At 33.3% G+C, this 15415-nt stretch carries 12 protein-coding genes; all 12 read left to right on the top strand.

The annotated features are described in order from the left end of the window. On the top strand, window positions 1-329 hold a 329-nt coding region (locus tag OCF96_RS03955), incomplete at its 5' end, for an LPXTG cell wall anchor domain-containing protein (RefSeq protein ID WP_261446478.1). Window positions 330-484: 155 nt separating this feature from the next. Further along, window positions 485-2569, top strand: a complete 2085-nt coding sequence (locus OCF96_RS03960; protein WP_261446480.1) for a glycosyltransferase — start codon at window positions 485-487, stop codon at window positions 2567-2569. Between the two features lie 397 nt (window positions 2570-2966). Next, entirely contained in the window at window positions 2967-4196 is a 1230-nt protein-coding gene (locus tag OCF96_RS03965; RefSeq protein ID WP_261038551.1) for a glycosyltransferase, read from the top strand. Continuing rightward, entirely contained in the window at window positions 4186-5082 is an 897-nt protein-coding gene (locus OCF96_RS03970; RefSeq protein WP_261038550.1) for a glycosyltransferase family 2 protein, read from the top strand. The genes OCF96_RS03965 and OCF96_RS03970 overlap by 11 nt, the downstream gene beginning before the upstream one ends. A gap of 423 nt (window positions 5083-5505) precedes the next feature. Further along, window positions 5506-6717 carry a glycosyltransferase family 8 protein gene (locus OCF96_RS03975; RefSeq protein ID WP_261016754.1) on the top strand — a complete coding sequence of 404 codons (1212 nt, stop codon included), beginning with the start codon at window positions 5506-5508 and terminating at the stop codon, window positions 6715-6717. A gap of 4 nt (window positions 6718-6721) precedes the next feature. Then, window positions 6722-7606, top strand: coding sequence for a glycosyltransferase family 2 protein (locus OCF96_RS03980; protein WP_261038549.1), 885 nt, complete (start codon window positions 6722-6724; stop codon window positions 7604-7606). A gap of 4 nt (window positions 7607-7610) precedes the next feature. Further along, window positions 7611-8486, top strand: a complete 876-nt coding sequence (locus tag OCF96_RS03985) for a glycosyltransferase family 2 protein (RefSeq protein WP_261038548.1) — start codon at window positions 7611-7613, stop codon at window positions 8484-8486. 27 nt (window positions 8487-8513) lie between these two features. Beyond that, entirely contained in the window at window positions 8514-9524 is a 1011-nt protein-coding gene (locus OCF96_RS03990) for a sugar transferase (protein WP_261032789.1), read from the top strand. 9 nt (window positions 9525-9533) lie between these two features. Continuing rightward, window positions 9534-11978: an SP_1767 family glycosyltransferase gene (locus tag OCF96_RS03995; RefSeq protein WP_050102647.1), complete on the top strand. Its 2445-nt coding sequence runs from the start codon at window positions 9534-9536 to the stop codon at window positions 11976-11978. A 98-nt stretch (window positions 11979-12076) separates the two neighbouring features. Next, complete coding sequence (locus OCF96_RS04000) at window positions 12077-13297, top strand: glycosyltransferase (protein WP_050102646.1); 1221 nt, start codon at window positions 12077-12079, stop codon at window positions 13295-13297. An 8-nt stretch (window positions 13298-13305) separates the two neighbouring features. Then, window positions 13306-14499, top strand: coding sequence for a glycosyltransferase family 8 protein (locus OCF96_RS04005; protein ID WP_261038546.1), 1194 nt, complete (start codon window positions 13306-13308; stop codon window positions 14497-14499). Window positions 14500-14504: 5 nt separating this feature from the next. Further along, window positions 14505-15395, top strand: a complete 891-nt coding sequence (locus OCF96_RS04010) for a glycosyltransferase family 2 protein (RefSeq protein ID WP_261032792.1) — start codon at window positions 14505-14507, stop codon at window positions 15393-15395. Window positions 15396-15415 lie beyond the last annotated feature (20 nt).

The following is a 15415-nucleotide window of genomic DNA, read 5'->3' on the forward strand; positions in this document are numbered from 1 at the left end:
CAACAAGTGCGTCAGCCTCAGCCAGCACATCGGCATCTGAGTCAGCCTCAACAAGTGCGTCAGCCTCAGCCAGCACAAGCGCCTCTGAATCAGCGTCAACAAGTGCGTCTGCCTCAGCCAGCACAAGTGCTTCAGCTTCAACCAGCGTATCAGCATCAGCGGATACATTATCTTCTGAAACACCATCAGAATCAGCAGGTAAGTCAAGACAGCAATTGCCAAATACAGGTACAGAAGCTTCCAAATCATCTGTACTTTTAGGAGCTTTGGCAGCTGTGACTGGTTTAGGTCTGTTTGCGAAACGCCGTAAACGTGATGACGAAGAATAATCGGATTAAAAATACATAGAAAGTATTGTTATTTCGATTTATGAAGAATCCCTTGGATGAAAAATCATCCAGGGGATTTTTTTGATACTAAAAGTGAATAGAAGCTGAAAAATAGGGTGAAAAATGTTATAATATTAGGAAAGGAGAGAGGTCTCATGACTGAAAAAATTACGGTAATTGTACCAGTTTACAATGTTGAAAATTACCTAAATAAATGCCTAGATAGTATTATTACTCAAACATATAAAAATATTGAAATTATTGTTGTTAATGATGGTTCTACTGATGCTTCAGGTGAAATTTGTAAAGAATTTGCAGAAATCGATCACCGAATTATCTATATAGAACAAGAAAATGCTGGGCTGTCTGCTGTACGAAACACCGGTTTGGAAATTATGTCCGGAGATTATGTGACCTTTGTGGATTCAGATGATTGGATTGAGCAGGATTATCTAGAAACTCTATACAAAAAAATAGTGGAATATCAGGCTGATATTGCAGTTGGGAATTATTATTCTTTCAACGAAAGCGAAGGAATGTTCTACTTCCATATATTGGGAGACTCCTATTATGAGAAAGTGTATGACAATGTTTCCATCTTTGAGAACTTGTATGATTCTCAAGAAATGAAGAGTTTTGCTTTGATATCTGCTTGGGGCAAACTCTATAAGGCAGGATTGTTCGAGCAGTTACGCTTCGACATAGGTAAATTAGGAGAGGACGGTTACCTCAATCAAAAGATTTATTTGTTGGCAGAAAAGATTGTTTATATCCATAAAGGAATCTATTCTTATCGCATCAGAAATAATAGTTTATCTAGGACTTGGACAGAAAAGTGGATGCATGCCTTGGTTGATGCCATGTCTGAACGTATCACTTTATTAGCCAATCTAGGATATCCTTTAGAAAAACATTTAGCTATTTATCGTCAGATGTTAGAAAGAAGTCTTTCTAATGGTATGGTCAGTGGTTTAGAAGAAACGCCTACCTATAAAGAGTTTGAGACAAAAAAATATCTACTAGACAAACTTGAAAAAATTAAGAATACACAAAAGAAAGCCATTGTTCTAGCGGCGAATTATGCCTATGTAGACCAAGTGTTGACTACGATTAAATCTATCTGTTATCACAATCGTTCGCTTCGTTTTTATTTGATTAATAGTGATTTTCCTAATGAATGGATTAAGCAAATAAATAAGCGCTTAGAGAAGTTTGACTCAGAAATTATTAATTGCCGAGTGACGTCTGAGCAAATTTCACGTTATAAAACAGATATTAGTTACACAGTATTTTTGCGTTATTTTGTGTCTGATTTCGTGAAAGAAGACAAAGCTCTCTACTTGGACTGTGATTTACTTGTAACGAAGAATATGGATGACTTGTTTGCTACTGACTTACAAGATTACCCTTTGGCAGCTATTCGAGATTTTGGAGGTAGAGTCTATTTCGGCCGAGAAATGTTTAATGCAGGTGTTCTTTTGATTCATAATGCTCTTTGGAAACAAGAGAATATGACGCAAAAGCTGATTGATTTAACCAATGAATGGCATGATAAGGTAGATCAGGCTGATCAAAGTATTTTAAATATGCTTTTTGAAAATAAATGGCTAGAATTGGATTTTGATTATAATCACATTGTCATTCATAAGCAGTTCACTGATTATCAGATTCCTGAAGGTCAGGATTATCCTGCTATTATTCACTATCTTTCCCATAGAAAACCGTGGAAAGATTTGGCAGCACAAACCTATCGTGATGTTTGGTGGTATTACCATAATCTAGAATGGACAGAGTTGGGTCAAAATTATCATTTACATCCATTACAAAAATCTCATATCTATCCTGTAAAAGAACCGTTCACTTGCCTCATCTATACAGCCTCAGACCATATTGAACAAATTGAAACATTAATTCAATCTTTACCAGATATTCAGTTTAAAATTGCAGCTAGAGTGATGGTTAGTGATCGATTAGCTCAGATGACGGTTTATCCAAATGTGACTATCTTTAATGGTATCCATTATTTACTTGATGTCGATAATGAATTGGTAGAAACCAGTCAAGTACTTTTAGATATTAATCATGGTGAAAAGACAGAGGAAATTCTCAATCGATTTGCAAGACTTGGGAAACCGATTCTATCCTTTGAAAACACCAAATCCTATGAAGTAAGTCAGGAAGTATATGCTGTTGACCAAGTTCAGGCAATGATTGAAAAATTAAGAGAAATAAGTAAATGAAGAAAAAAATCTATTAGGAGATGCTCTGATTTTGACGGTCAGTGATTAGATTGAAGAGTTGGATTATCTCCTTGAAAACTTGCCGAACATCTGTTTTTATATTGCAGCTTCTGTAATAATGTGAAATCAAAAAATAGAGATCAAACATAATGTACAACTCGCTACAATTACTAATAGAGGTTAGGTAGAATTTCTACTAGAATTGTGTGATTGGCTTGAAAATTTTTTGATTTAACATATAGATTTAGAAATGGAAAAGATATCATCAAAGACATGGGTACTGTAATTGTCGATGAAATAGAAATGAAAAGTCAACATCCCAAAAAGTAGAAATCACGTTTTTTCAGTTGATGAAATAGATGATTTGGTTATAAAATAGAAGAATCGGGAGATAAGAATGTATAGAAAAGTTATTGCTTTAGGAGCTGATATTCATTACCTTGACAAGGTAGAAACCGTGATAAAGTCAGTTTCGGTTCATAATCACAATGTGAAATTTTATGTGTTTAATGACGATCTACCCAGTGAATGGTTCCTTTTGATGAGAAATCGTTTGAATGTCATTGGTTCTGAGATTATTAATGTCAAAAAAACAGTTCACAATCTTCGTGATTTTCACTTGCCAAATGCAATCCTGTCCTATGCAACTTTCTTTAGGTATTTCATAGCAGACGAACTGCTTGAAGATCGGGTACTCTACTTAGATTCGGATATCATTGTGAATGCCAATTTGGATGAACTCTTTTTTTTGGATCTACAAGGATACGCTATCGCAGCTGTTCAAGATTTTGATAAAGATGGTTGGTTAACAACCTTTAATGCAGGTATGTTGTTGATTGATACAAAAAAATGGCGAGAAAAAAAATCAACACAAAATTTGCTAGAGTTGACTGCCCAACACCATGAACATGTTTATGGGGACCAAGGTGTTCTCAATATGTATTTCGGTGACCAGTGGCTACATTTGGACAAAGAGTATAATTTCATGGTTGGTTTAGATCAGTTTTTACATTTAAAAGGTAATACTGACTGGTACCAATCCAACTATTATGGAAATTACGAGCCTAAGATTGTCCATTATACTACAGAGTTCAAACCGTGGACTCATTTAACACTTACACGTTTTCGTAAATTATGGTGGTTTTATTATGGATTGAACTGGAACGATGTATTGTTGAGTTCAGATATCGTTAAACGCTCTTTTAACGAATTAGTAGGAGCTCCTTTATATCATACTTGTATTTTTACAAATAGTGCTGAAATGGAGTCCTTGGAATATCTTCTATCTGAACTTCCAGAAGTGCATTTTACTGTCTTGGCACATACAAATTTTGCTTATAGTGTAGTTGATATGCAACGATTCTTGAATCTATCAATTTATCCAAATTTTAATTCTTTCAATATGAAAGAAACCTTGGATAAGATGGATTTCTATCTTGATATTAACCATGGAGGAACAATTGTCAACATTATCGAAGAAGTCCATAGACGCAATAAACCGATTTTTGCTTTTGATAATACTAGCCATGATTCCAGTGGAAAAAGTCACATTTTTTCAGCAAGTGAGCCAGATAAGATGGTAGATGCTATTCGCACATTTTTAGGAGAAAAAGTCAATGGAAAATGAGTTAATTAGTATTATAGTTCCAATTTACAACGTTGAGAATTATTTGCGAATGTGCTTGGATAGCATTCAGAATCAGACGTATCAAAATTTTGAATGCCTATTAATCAATGATGGTTCTCCAGACAATTCAGCAGAAATCTGTAGAGAATATGTTGCTAAAGATTCTCGTTTCCGCTATTTCGAAAAAGAAAATGGTGGATTATCGTCGGCTCGAAACTATGGAATTGAACGTGCAGAAGGATCATTTATCACTTTTGTAGATTCGGATGATTGGTTGGAAGGCAATAGTCTAGAGATTTTATCTGATAAAATGAATCGATATGATGCAGATATTGTAGTATCTTGTTACTGTATCTATGATGAGGAAAAAGAAATGTATCTTTTCTTTACCTATGGAGAAACGTACGATAAGATTTATAATACTAAAGAACTACTAGAAATGTTACCAGTATTAGAAGGGAAAACTCTTAGTTTTCAAACTTCTTGGGGAATTCTATTTAAAAAAGAGTTGTTTGAACATATTTCTTTTCCCGCTGGAAAAATAAATGAGGATATTGCGACAAATTATAAATGTTATATGCAAGCGAAGAAAATAGTCTATGCTCATAAAAATACTTACTGCTATCGTCTGAGAAATACAAGTATTTCTCATGCATCGTTTACAGAGAAAATGATGCGTGATGATCATGATGCTCGCATTGAAAGAATTGCCTTGTTAGCATTAAAAGGCTATGATATCAGTAATTATTTAACGCAACATAAACAGTATTTGAAAACTTGGCATGCTCATGCTATCGAAAAGGGATTTTTACATAGCCGAGAAACTGCTCGTTTGGAGGAATTAGATTTTCTTTTATCGATGAATGGTGTGAAATGTGACGAATAGATTATATATCACAACATAATTGTACCGTGTACAACGTTATCATATACATCATGTATTTGTTTAATAAATCTGCAACGAATAATCATTTACTTACAAAAATAATAACTCCAACAGTCGAATTAATTCTTAATTAAAACGATTTACTTTTATTTCGAAAGGGTGTTGAGAAAATTTTATGCCTCTCACTTTGCAAAAGAGGTTATCTCCTTTATGCAACGTGTTGAAAAGAAATGATTATAAGCTACCTTGTTGAAGTTCAACAAAAAAGCCATATTTATTAGATATACTAAAGTTTCAACATACTTTTCCTGAAAAAATGTATGATGAAAGGTTTCCTGATTGATAAAAATAGAAATCGGTGGTTTTGAGAGCTTCTTACAAGTATTGAGTATATATTTCTTAAGAGAGGAATTATTTATAAAAATGAAAAAATCCATAGTTTTTAATGCAGATAATAATTATATAGATAAATTAGAAACTGTTATCAAATCTATTTGTTGCCACAACGATTGCTTGAAATTTTATGTCTTTAATGATGATATCTCATCTGAGTGGTTTTTGATGATGAACAAGCGATTGAAGACCATACAATCTGAAATCGTTAATGTTAAGATAGTAGACCATGTTCTTAAAAAATTTCATTTACCGTTAAAGAATTTAAGTTATGCCACTTTCTTTCGTTATTTCATACCTAACTTTGTAAAAGAAAGTCGTGCTTTATATTTAGATTCGGATATCATCGTTACAGAGAATTTGGACTATTTATTTGACATAGATTTAGAAGGTTATCCCTTGGCAGCAATAGAAGATTCTTTTGGAGATGCTCCTTCTAACAATTTCAACGCTGGAGTGTTGTTAGTTGATGTAGATAGTTGGAGAGATGAAGATGCTTGTACGAAATTGTTAGAATTAACCAATCAATACCATGAGACAGCATATGGGGATCAAGGGATTTTAAATATGCTATTCCATAATAGATGGAAAAAATTAGATCGAACTTTTAATTTTATGGTGGGGATGGATAGTGTTGCTCACATAGAAGGAAATCAAAGATGGTATGAGATTTCTGAGTTTAAAAAAGGAGATTTACCTAGTGTTATACATTATACTGGGGTAAAACCTTGGGAAATGATTGCCAATAATCGCTTTAGAGAAGTTTGGTGGTTTTATAACCTGTTAGAATGGTCTGATATTTTATTGAGAAAAGATATAATTAATCGTAGTTTTAAAGAACTTGTATATAGTCCTAAAGCTCATACAGCAATTTTGACTGCGAGTTGTGAGATGGAGCATGTGGAATATTTGATAGAAAATTTACCAGAGGTACATTTTTCTATACTAGCACATACTTATTTTGCGTCTAATGTTGTTGCCTTATTAAGATATAGTAATGTTACGATATATCCTTGTTTTTCTCCATTTGATTATCAAAAAATGTTGGATAACTTAGATTTTTATTTAGATATTAATCATTATCAAGAAGTGGATAATATTGTATCAGTTGTTCAACAACTATCTAAACCAATTTTTGCCTTTGAAAATACTTGCCATGATATAGACAATCAAACTAATGTATTTTCTTCAACAGAACCCAATAAAATGGTAGAGGCTATTAGACAATTCTTAGGAGAATAAGTTTATGGGGAATGAATTAGTAAGTATTATAGTACCAGTTTATAATACAGAGAAGTATATTAGACAATGTCTGGACAGCATTCTGAACCAAACTTATCAAAATTTTGAGTGCCTATTAATAAATGATGGTTCATCAGATAATTCTGCGGATATTTGTAGAGAATATGTTGCCAAAGATACACGTTTTCGTTATTTTGAAAAGGAAAATGGTGGAGTATCATCGGCTAGAAATTTAGGTATTGAATGTTCGGGGGGGGCGTACATTACGTTTATTGATTCAGATGATTGGGTGGATTCCGATTATTTAGAAGTTCTTTATAGTGCCCTTATAGAAGAACAAGCAGACATAGCGGTATCTACCTACAAAAAATTTAATGTTTCGGATAACTGCTGGTACTTTCATTCCTTTCAAGTTAAATACGATCGGAAAGTTTTTACGAATATAGAACTAATTGATGAATTGGTCGATTTAGATTCATTTGATTTTTCATATCGTTTTGTAAGTGGGAAATTGGTAAATAAAACTAGTTTGAAAAAAATTAGATTTAATGAATTGACTACTTTAGGAGAAGATATGGAATTTTGGTTTAAATTATACCTTATTTCCGCTAGAATTGTCTATGTTAATCGAGATAGTTATATTTATCGTGTGAGTGATTATTCAAGACATGTTAGCTTAGAAAAATTTCGTAGTGATTTACAGCAATATCTGAATTTTCTTACCTTTCTTTCAATTAAAGGATTTGATATATCAAAGTATAAAGATAGATGTATATCTCTTATACAAGGACGAGATCAAATAGTAAAAGAATTAGCTGACTATGATACAGATGAAAATATACGATGGTTTAATGAAATGCTATTTTTATTAGAGGGAGAGAACAGTTAATAATATGAATTCAGAGTTAATTAGTATTATTGTACCCATTTACAATGTTGAAAAATATTTGCGACAGTGCTTGGATAGCATTCAGAATCAGACGTATCAAAATTTTGAGTGTCTATTAATCAATGATGGTTCACCAGACAATTCAGCAGACATTTGTAGAGAGTATGTTGAGAAAGATTCTCGTTTCAAATATTTTGAAAAAGAAAATGGAGGCCTATCAGACGCACGTAATTATGGAATAAGACAATCAAAAGGTTCCTATCTTACTTTTGTAGACTCTGATGATTGGTTGGAACATGATGCTTTAGACCGATTATATGGTGCTTTGAGAAAGGGAAATGCGGATATTAGTATCGGACGTTTTAATTGTTATGATAATTCGCGCTGCCAATATTTATTTTATGATTCTAATCCAGATGATTCTCTTGAAGTGATAGAAGGAAAAGAAATCATCAATAGAGAAGGTCTCGAAGAAATGAGAAATGGGAATTGGACTGTAGCTTATTTGAAATTATTCAAGAGAGAGCTATTAGAAAGTTTGCCATTTCCTTTAGGAAAAATTGCGGAAGATACTTACTGGACATGGAAAGTACTTCTAAAGGCTTCACGGGTTGTCTATTTAAATAGTTATATTTATTGGTACCGTGTTGGTCTGACTGGTACTTTATCGAATATATGGAGTGAAAAGCGTATATATGATGAAATTGAAGCCAGGGAAGAAAAACTCGCTATTTTAGCAAGTTTGAATTATGATTTGACCAATCATATTTTGATTTATAAAAATAGATTACAAAGAGCAATAGCAAAATTAGAAGAACAAAATATGCAATTTACAGAGATTTATAGAAGAATGATGGAAAAATTATCTTTACTTCCGTAGATATTGATAAATAATGAGAAATACAATATGAAACTACATTTAACAAACTTATACGGTATGGCTGGTGATAGCACTGTTATTCTAGCTCAAAATGCTGTACAAAAAATAGCAAGTCAACTGGGATTTAGAGAAGTTGGTATTTATTTTTACAATATTGCTTCAGACAGTCCTTCTGAAATGAATAAGCGTCTGGATGGCGTTATGGCCAGTATTTCCATTGGAGATATATTAGTTTTTCAGTCTCCAACTTGGAATGGCTTTGAGTTTGATCGTCTCTTTTTTGACAAACTAAAGGATATGCAGGTGAAAATTATTTGCTTTATCCATGATGTTGTTCCTCTCATGTTTGATAGTAACTATTATCTCATGAAAGAGTATATGTACATGTATAATCTATCGGACGTTTTGATTGTTCCATCTGAACAGATGAAAGAACGCCTGATGGAAGAAGGCTTGACAACTAAGAAAATCCTTGTTCAAGGTATGTGGGATCATCCTCATGATTTGTCCTTATATACCCCAGAGTTAAAAAAAGAACTCTTTTTTGCTGGAAGTTTAGAGCGTTTCCCAGACTTACAAAATTGGTCTCAAGATACGCCTTTAAGAGTATTTTCAAATAAAGGGGAGGCTAGTTCTAGTGCTAGAAATCTTAGCATTGAAGGATGGAAAAAAGATGAGGAACTATTGCTAGAATTATCAAAAGGTGGATTTGGTCTTGTCTGGGGAACTTATCAAAATGATGTAGAAAGTAACCAATATTACACTCTGAATATATCTCATAAGGTTAGTACCTATCTAACAGCTGGTATCCCAGTCATTGTACCAAGTAGCTTATCAACTGCTAAATTTATAGTAGATCAAGGCTTGGGCTTTGTGGTGAATAGTCTGGAAGAAGCTCATGAGATAGTTGATAAAATGAATGCACAAGAATATCAAGAAATGATAAATCGGATAAAAACCTTTAGCTATCTGTTAAAAGAAGGTTATTTCACTAAAAAGTTATTGGTAGATGCAATCTATCATTTGGGAATTGATTAAGGGAATGAGATGAACAAAACAATTGTATTAGCTGGGGATCGTAATTACACCAGGCAGTTAGAAACAACCATAAAGTCTATTCTATACCACAATCGGGATGTTAAAATTTATATTTTAAATCAAGATATCATGCCAGATTGGTTTCGTAAGCCACGCAAGATTGCTCGAATGTTAGGTAGTGAGGTTATTGATATTAAACTACCTGAACAAACTGTGTTTCAGAATTGGACCAAGCAAGATCATATTAGCAGTATTGCATATGCTAGATATTTTATCCCAGATTATATTCCGGAAGCTAAGGTTTTATATTTAGACAGTGACTTGATTGTGAATACTTCTTTGGAGAAATTATTTAGTATTGATTTAGAGAATAAATTACTCGCAGCAGTTAAAGATACAGATGGAATAACATTTAACACTGGTGTTTTACTACTCGATAATCAGAAGTGTCGTCAAGAAAAATTAAAAGAGCGGCTAATTGAACAGTCTATTGTAACAATTAGGGAGGTTGAAGAAGGCCGTTTTGAACACTTTAATGGTGATCAAACAATTTTTAATCAGGTCTTACAAGATGATTGGTTAGAGTTAGATAGAACTTATAATTTACAAGTGGGACATGATATTGTAGCTTTGTATAATAATTGGCAAGCTCATTTAGCTTTTAATGACAAACCAGTGGTGATTCATTTTACGACCTACAGAAAACCTTGGACTACTTTGATAGCCAATCGTTACCGTGATTTATGGTGGGAATTCCATGATTTGGAGTGGACTCAAATTTTACAACATCATATAGGAGAGTTTGAACTACTATCGCCTCTAGATAAGGAATTTTCTTGTTTAACTTTGACTAATTCCCAAGATTTAGAAGGAATAGAAGAGCTAGTCACAGTTCTACCAGATGTGGTATTTCATATCGCGGCTTGGACGGATATGGGTGATAAGCTAACAAAATTAGCTGTACATGATAATGTGAGATTGCATCCACAGATCGTTCCTCCTGTGTTAGATAAGTTGAAAAAGTTAACAAATCTTTATTTGGATATCAATCATGGTAATGCAGATGAGAACTTTTTAAAATCTTTGAAAGAACAAGAAAAAACGCTATTAGCTTTTCAATCGACTCAGCATGGAAATTTAGGACAAATCGTTTTCGAAAATGGGAAAGTTTCCTTTATGATTGATGCCATTAAAGATTTTAAGAAAAAAGGACATCTTACCTGTTTTCGACAACTTCCAAGTTTGACTTGTTTAACGTTTACGGCTTCTCAGGACATTGAACAGCTGGACTATTTGGCTGAACACTTACCCAATGTTGTTTTTCAAGTTGCAGCATGGACAGATATGGGGCCAAAATTATATGATTTATCTAATCGTTATCCTAATATTCAACTTTATCCAGCAATTTCAAGAGATAAGCTAGAAGAGTTGAAGGAAAAGATGGATGTTTATTTAGATATCAACTTACTGACTTCAACAGCAGATATGGTTGCAGAAATGACTCATCTATCTAAACCTATATTAGCTTTTTATAAATCTCAAAATGGGAATAATGGTCAAAGATTGTATTCTAGTGAACATCCTGAACGAATGTTAGCTGATTTGCAAAAATTGATAAATAAAGATAGTCTAGAAGAACAGCTTGTTCCAATACAGGTCAAAGGGATAGATGAAACCTTGGATTATATTATTGAACACAACTCTTCTTTAGTCCGTTTTGGGGATGGAGAAATTAATGTGCTTGCAGGACATTCGATTCCCTACCAGAATTATGATGAAGAGTTGGTTTCAACCATGAGAGATATTATTGTCCAAGAAAGTCGAGAAGATTTAGTCGTGTGCCTTCCTGATGCCTTTACAGATCGTTTCAGATTTACATCGTGGGCGATTCCATTTTGGAAAAATCACATGGATCATTATATGGATTTTTACAGAGAACTATGTAGCGATTCATGGTATGGTTCCACCTTTGTATCTCGTCCTTATATTGATTTTGAAGATAAGAGTCAAGCTAAAGCTCAATTTGAAAAATTGAAAAGTATCTGGAAAAACCGTGATCTACTGATAGTCGAAGGTGAGACTTCTCGTTCAGGTGTAGGGAATGATTTGTTCGATGAGGCAAATTCTATTAAGCGGATTGTTTGTCCTTCTCATAATGCTTTTTCAAGTGTTTATGAAATTGAACAAGAAATAGAAAAGCATGCGGCTGGTTGCTTGATTTTATGTATGCTTGGCCCTACAGCAAAAGTTTTAGCTTATCATTTGAGTCAAAAGGGATACCAAGTATTAGATATTGGTCATATCGACTCCGAGTATGAGTGGATGAAGATGGGTGCCAAGACAAAGGTTAAATTTGCGCACAAACATACAGCAGAATACAATTTTGATCAAGATATTGAATTCATTGAGGATGACACGTATAATAATCAGATTGTTGCAAGAATATTAAACTAGAGTATGAATACATCCTAGTATTGATACAAGTAGCTATATATGTACATTTGTGTCTAAGGATATACTAGACTATTAAAAATAGATGATAAGGATTTGAAATGAGAAATACCAATCGCACTGTAGTATTCGCAGGAGATTATGCTTATATTCGACAAATCGAAACGGCGATGAAGTCACTCTGTAGGCATAATAGTCATGTGAAAATTTATGTATTGAATCAAGACATTCCCCAAGAATGGTTCAATAGATTAAGGATGTATGTACAAGATATTGGGGGCGATTTGATTGATTGCAAGTTAATAGGGCAACAGTTTCAAATGAACTGGTCAAATAAACTACCGCATATCAATCACATGACCTTTGCACGTTATTTTATTCCAGACTTTGTTAAAGAAGATAAAGTGCTCTATCTTGATAGTGATTTAGTTGTAACAGGTGATTTAACACCTTTATTTGAATTTGAATTGGGTGAAAATTATCTGGCAGCAGCTCGTTCTTGCTTTGGAGCTGGAGTTGGCTTCAATGCTGGGGTTCTGTTGATTAACAATAAAAAATGGAAATTAGATAATATTCGTCAACAGTTAGTTGAATTAACTGAGAAAGAACATGAAAATGTGGGAGAAGGAGATCAGTCTATTCTCAATATTCTTTTTCAAAATAGTTGTTACCAGCTAGAGGATACCTATAATTTCCAAATAGGTTTTGATGCTGGTGCAGCTGAAAAAAATCATGCTTTTATTTTTGAAATTCCATTAACACCTCTTCCAAAAATTTTGCACTATATTTCTCCTGATAAACCCTGGAAGCAGTTTTCTGTTGGACGTCTGAGAGAAGAGTGGTGGAAATACTCTTTTATGGAATGGAGTTATATAGTATCTAGCTGGAAAGAAAAGGGTGTATTTTATTCTGCAGATATTTATAAACCAAAATTAACTTGTATGAATTTAACTAATTCTTGGTGTGTAGAAAAAATTGATTATCTAGTTGAACAATTGCCGGAAGTACATTTTTATATTGCTGCTCATACTTTTATGTCGGATGAATTAAAGAGATTATCTAAGTATCAAAATGTGACCCTTTATCCTAATTCTTTTCCTATTTTGGTAGAAAAACTTCTACAGAGTTCAGATATTTATTTAGATTTGAATTTAGACCATAAACTAGTATATATCTATGATTTGGTGAAGAAATATAATAAACCCATGTTTAGTTTTGAAAGCAGTAGATATGAAGAACTAACTGATGATTGTTATGCAGGACTCTATTCAACTAAAAAACCAGAAGATTTAGTAGACGCAATCAAATCTTATATGAGGTAGAGAACAGTATGAGAAAATCAATAGCATTAGCGGCAGATAATGCCTATCTTATTCCTTTGGAGACGACTATAAAGTCTGTATTGTATCATAATAGGGATGTTGATTTTTATATTTTGAATAGTGATATAGCTCCCGAATGGTTTAAACTATTGGGAAGGAAAATGGAAGTTGTAAATTCTACCATTCACAATGTACACTTGAATAAAGAACTTTTTGAAGGTTATAAAACAGGACCACATTTAAATTATGCTTCTTATTTTAGATTTTTTGCGACGGAAGTAGTTGATGCTGATAGGGTATTGTATCTGGATTCAGATATCATTGTAACAGGGGATCTAAGTTCTCTCTTTAAAATAGATTTTAAGGGATATTATATTGGAGCTGTTGATGATGTTTATGCTTATGAGGGGCGGAAATCTGGCTTTAATTCTGGAGTTTTGTTGATGGATGTTGCAAAGTGGAAAGAGCATTCTATTGTCAATAGTTTATTAGAATTAGCGGCAGAACAGAATCAAGCTGTTCATCTTGGGGATCAGAGCATTTTAAATATTTATTTTGAGGAAAATTGGCTAACGTTAGATGAAATATATAATTATATGGTAGGTGTAGATATTTATCATCTTGGCCAAGAATGTGAACGTTTGGATGATAATCCACCTGTAGTTGTTCACTATGCTAGTCATGATAAACCGTGGAATACGTATAGTATATCTAGATTGCGTGAATTATGGTGGACTTATAGAGATTTGGATTGGTCAGAGATTGCTTTTAGTCGTTCTAGTTTGAATTACTTTGAACGAAGTAATCAATCTCAAAAACAGGCTATGGTTGTGACATGGAGTGCAGATGTCAAACATTTAGAGTATTTGTTACAACAGTTACCTGATTGGCATTTTCATGTTGCAGCTCCTGTTTTCTGTATTGATTCTCTGACTAAGTTATCTACTTATACCAACATGACTCTGTATCAGTCTATACTTCATCAAAGAATTGACTGGTTATTGGATGATTCTAGCGTTTATTTAGATATTAATACAGGTGAAGAGGTCTTTAATGTAGTTACAAGAGCACAAGAAAGAGGCAAGAAAATCTTGGCTTTTGACAAAACACGTAAAAGTATGGATGATGGAATCTATGACGGTGTCTTTTGTGTGGACGAACCAGAAGCTTTAGTTAATGCAATTAAAAAGTTAGAGGTATAGTGATAATGGACGAATTAATTAGCGTGATAGTTCCTATATACAATACGGAAAAGTATTTAGTAGAGTGTGTTGAGAGTCTTAGAAAACAAACATATTCTAATATTGAGATTATATTAGTAGACGATGGATCAACAGATGCTTCTATTGAAATCTGTGATGAATTTGCAGAAAAAGATTCTCGGGTTAAAGTATTTCATAAAAAGAACGAAGGTGTGGCAGTTGCAAGAAATTTTGGAATTCAACAGTCTAATGGTCAATATGTTGTGATTGTAGATTCCGATGATGTTGCAGTTGATAGAATGATTGAGGTTCTGTATACTCAAATAAAGGAAAAAGATGCCGACATAGCTGTAGGAAACTATTACATTTATGACGAAAGTGATGGTAATTTTTATTATTACATCACGGACGATGATTATTGTGTAGAAGTGTTATCTCCGCAAGAATTAATAGACAGACAGGCAGGAGCATGGCAATGGAATAGTTCAGCTTTTATAGTAACAGTTGCGAAATTGTATAAAAAAGATTTGTTCGAAGATGTTTCGTTTACTCATGGTAGAAGGTTTGATGACGAAGCTTCTACCCATAGAATTTTTTTAAGAAGTAAAAAAACGGTGTTTATTAACGATAATATTTACCTTTATAGAAGACGTTCAGGTAGTATTATGGGGACTGATTTTGATCTTTCTTGGTCAAGAGATTTAGTTGAAGTATTTTCCAAGAAAATATCAGATCTTGTTTTAGCTGGATTAGACGTCTCAGTTATGCGCATTCGATTTGTCAACCTTTTAAAGGATTACAAGCAAACTTTAGAATACCATCAATTAACAGATACTGAGGAATATAAAGATATTTGTTTTAGATTGAAGCTCTTTTTTGAAGCAGAACAAGACTAATACTCTTCGAAAATCAAATT

This window comes from Streptococcus mitis, assembly GCF_946190065.1.
Classification (GTDB): Bacteria; Bacillota; Bacilli; order Lactobacillales; family Streptococcaceae; genus Streptococcus; species Streptococcus mitis_DE.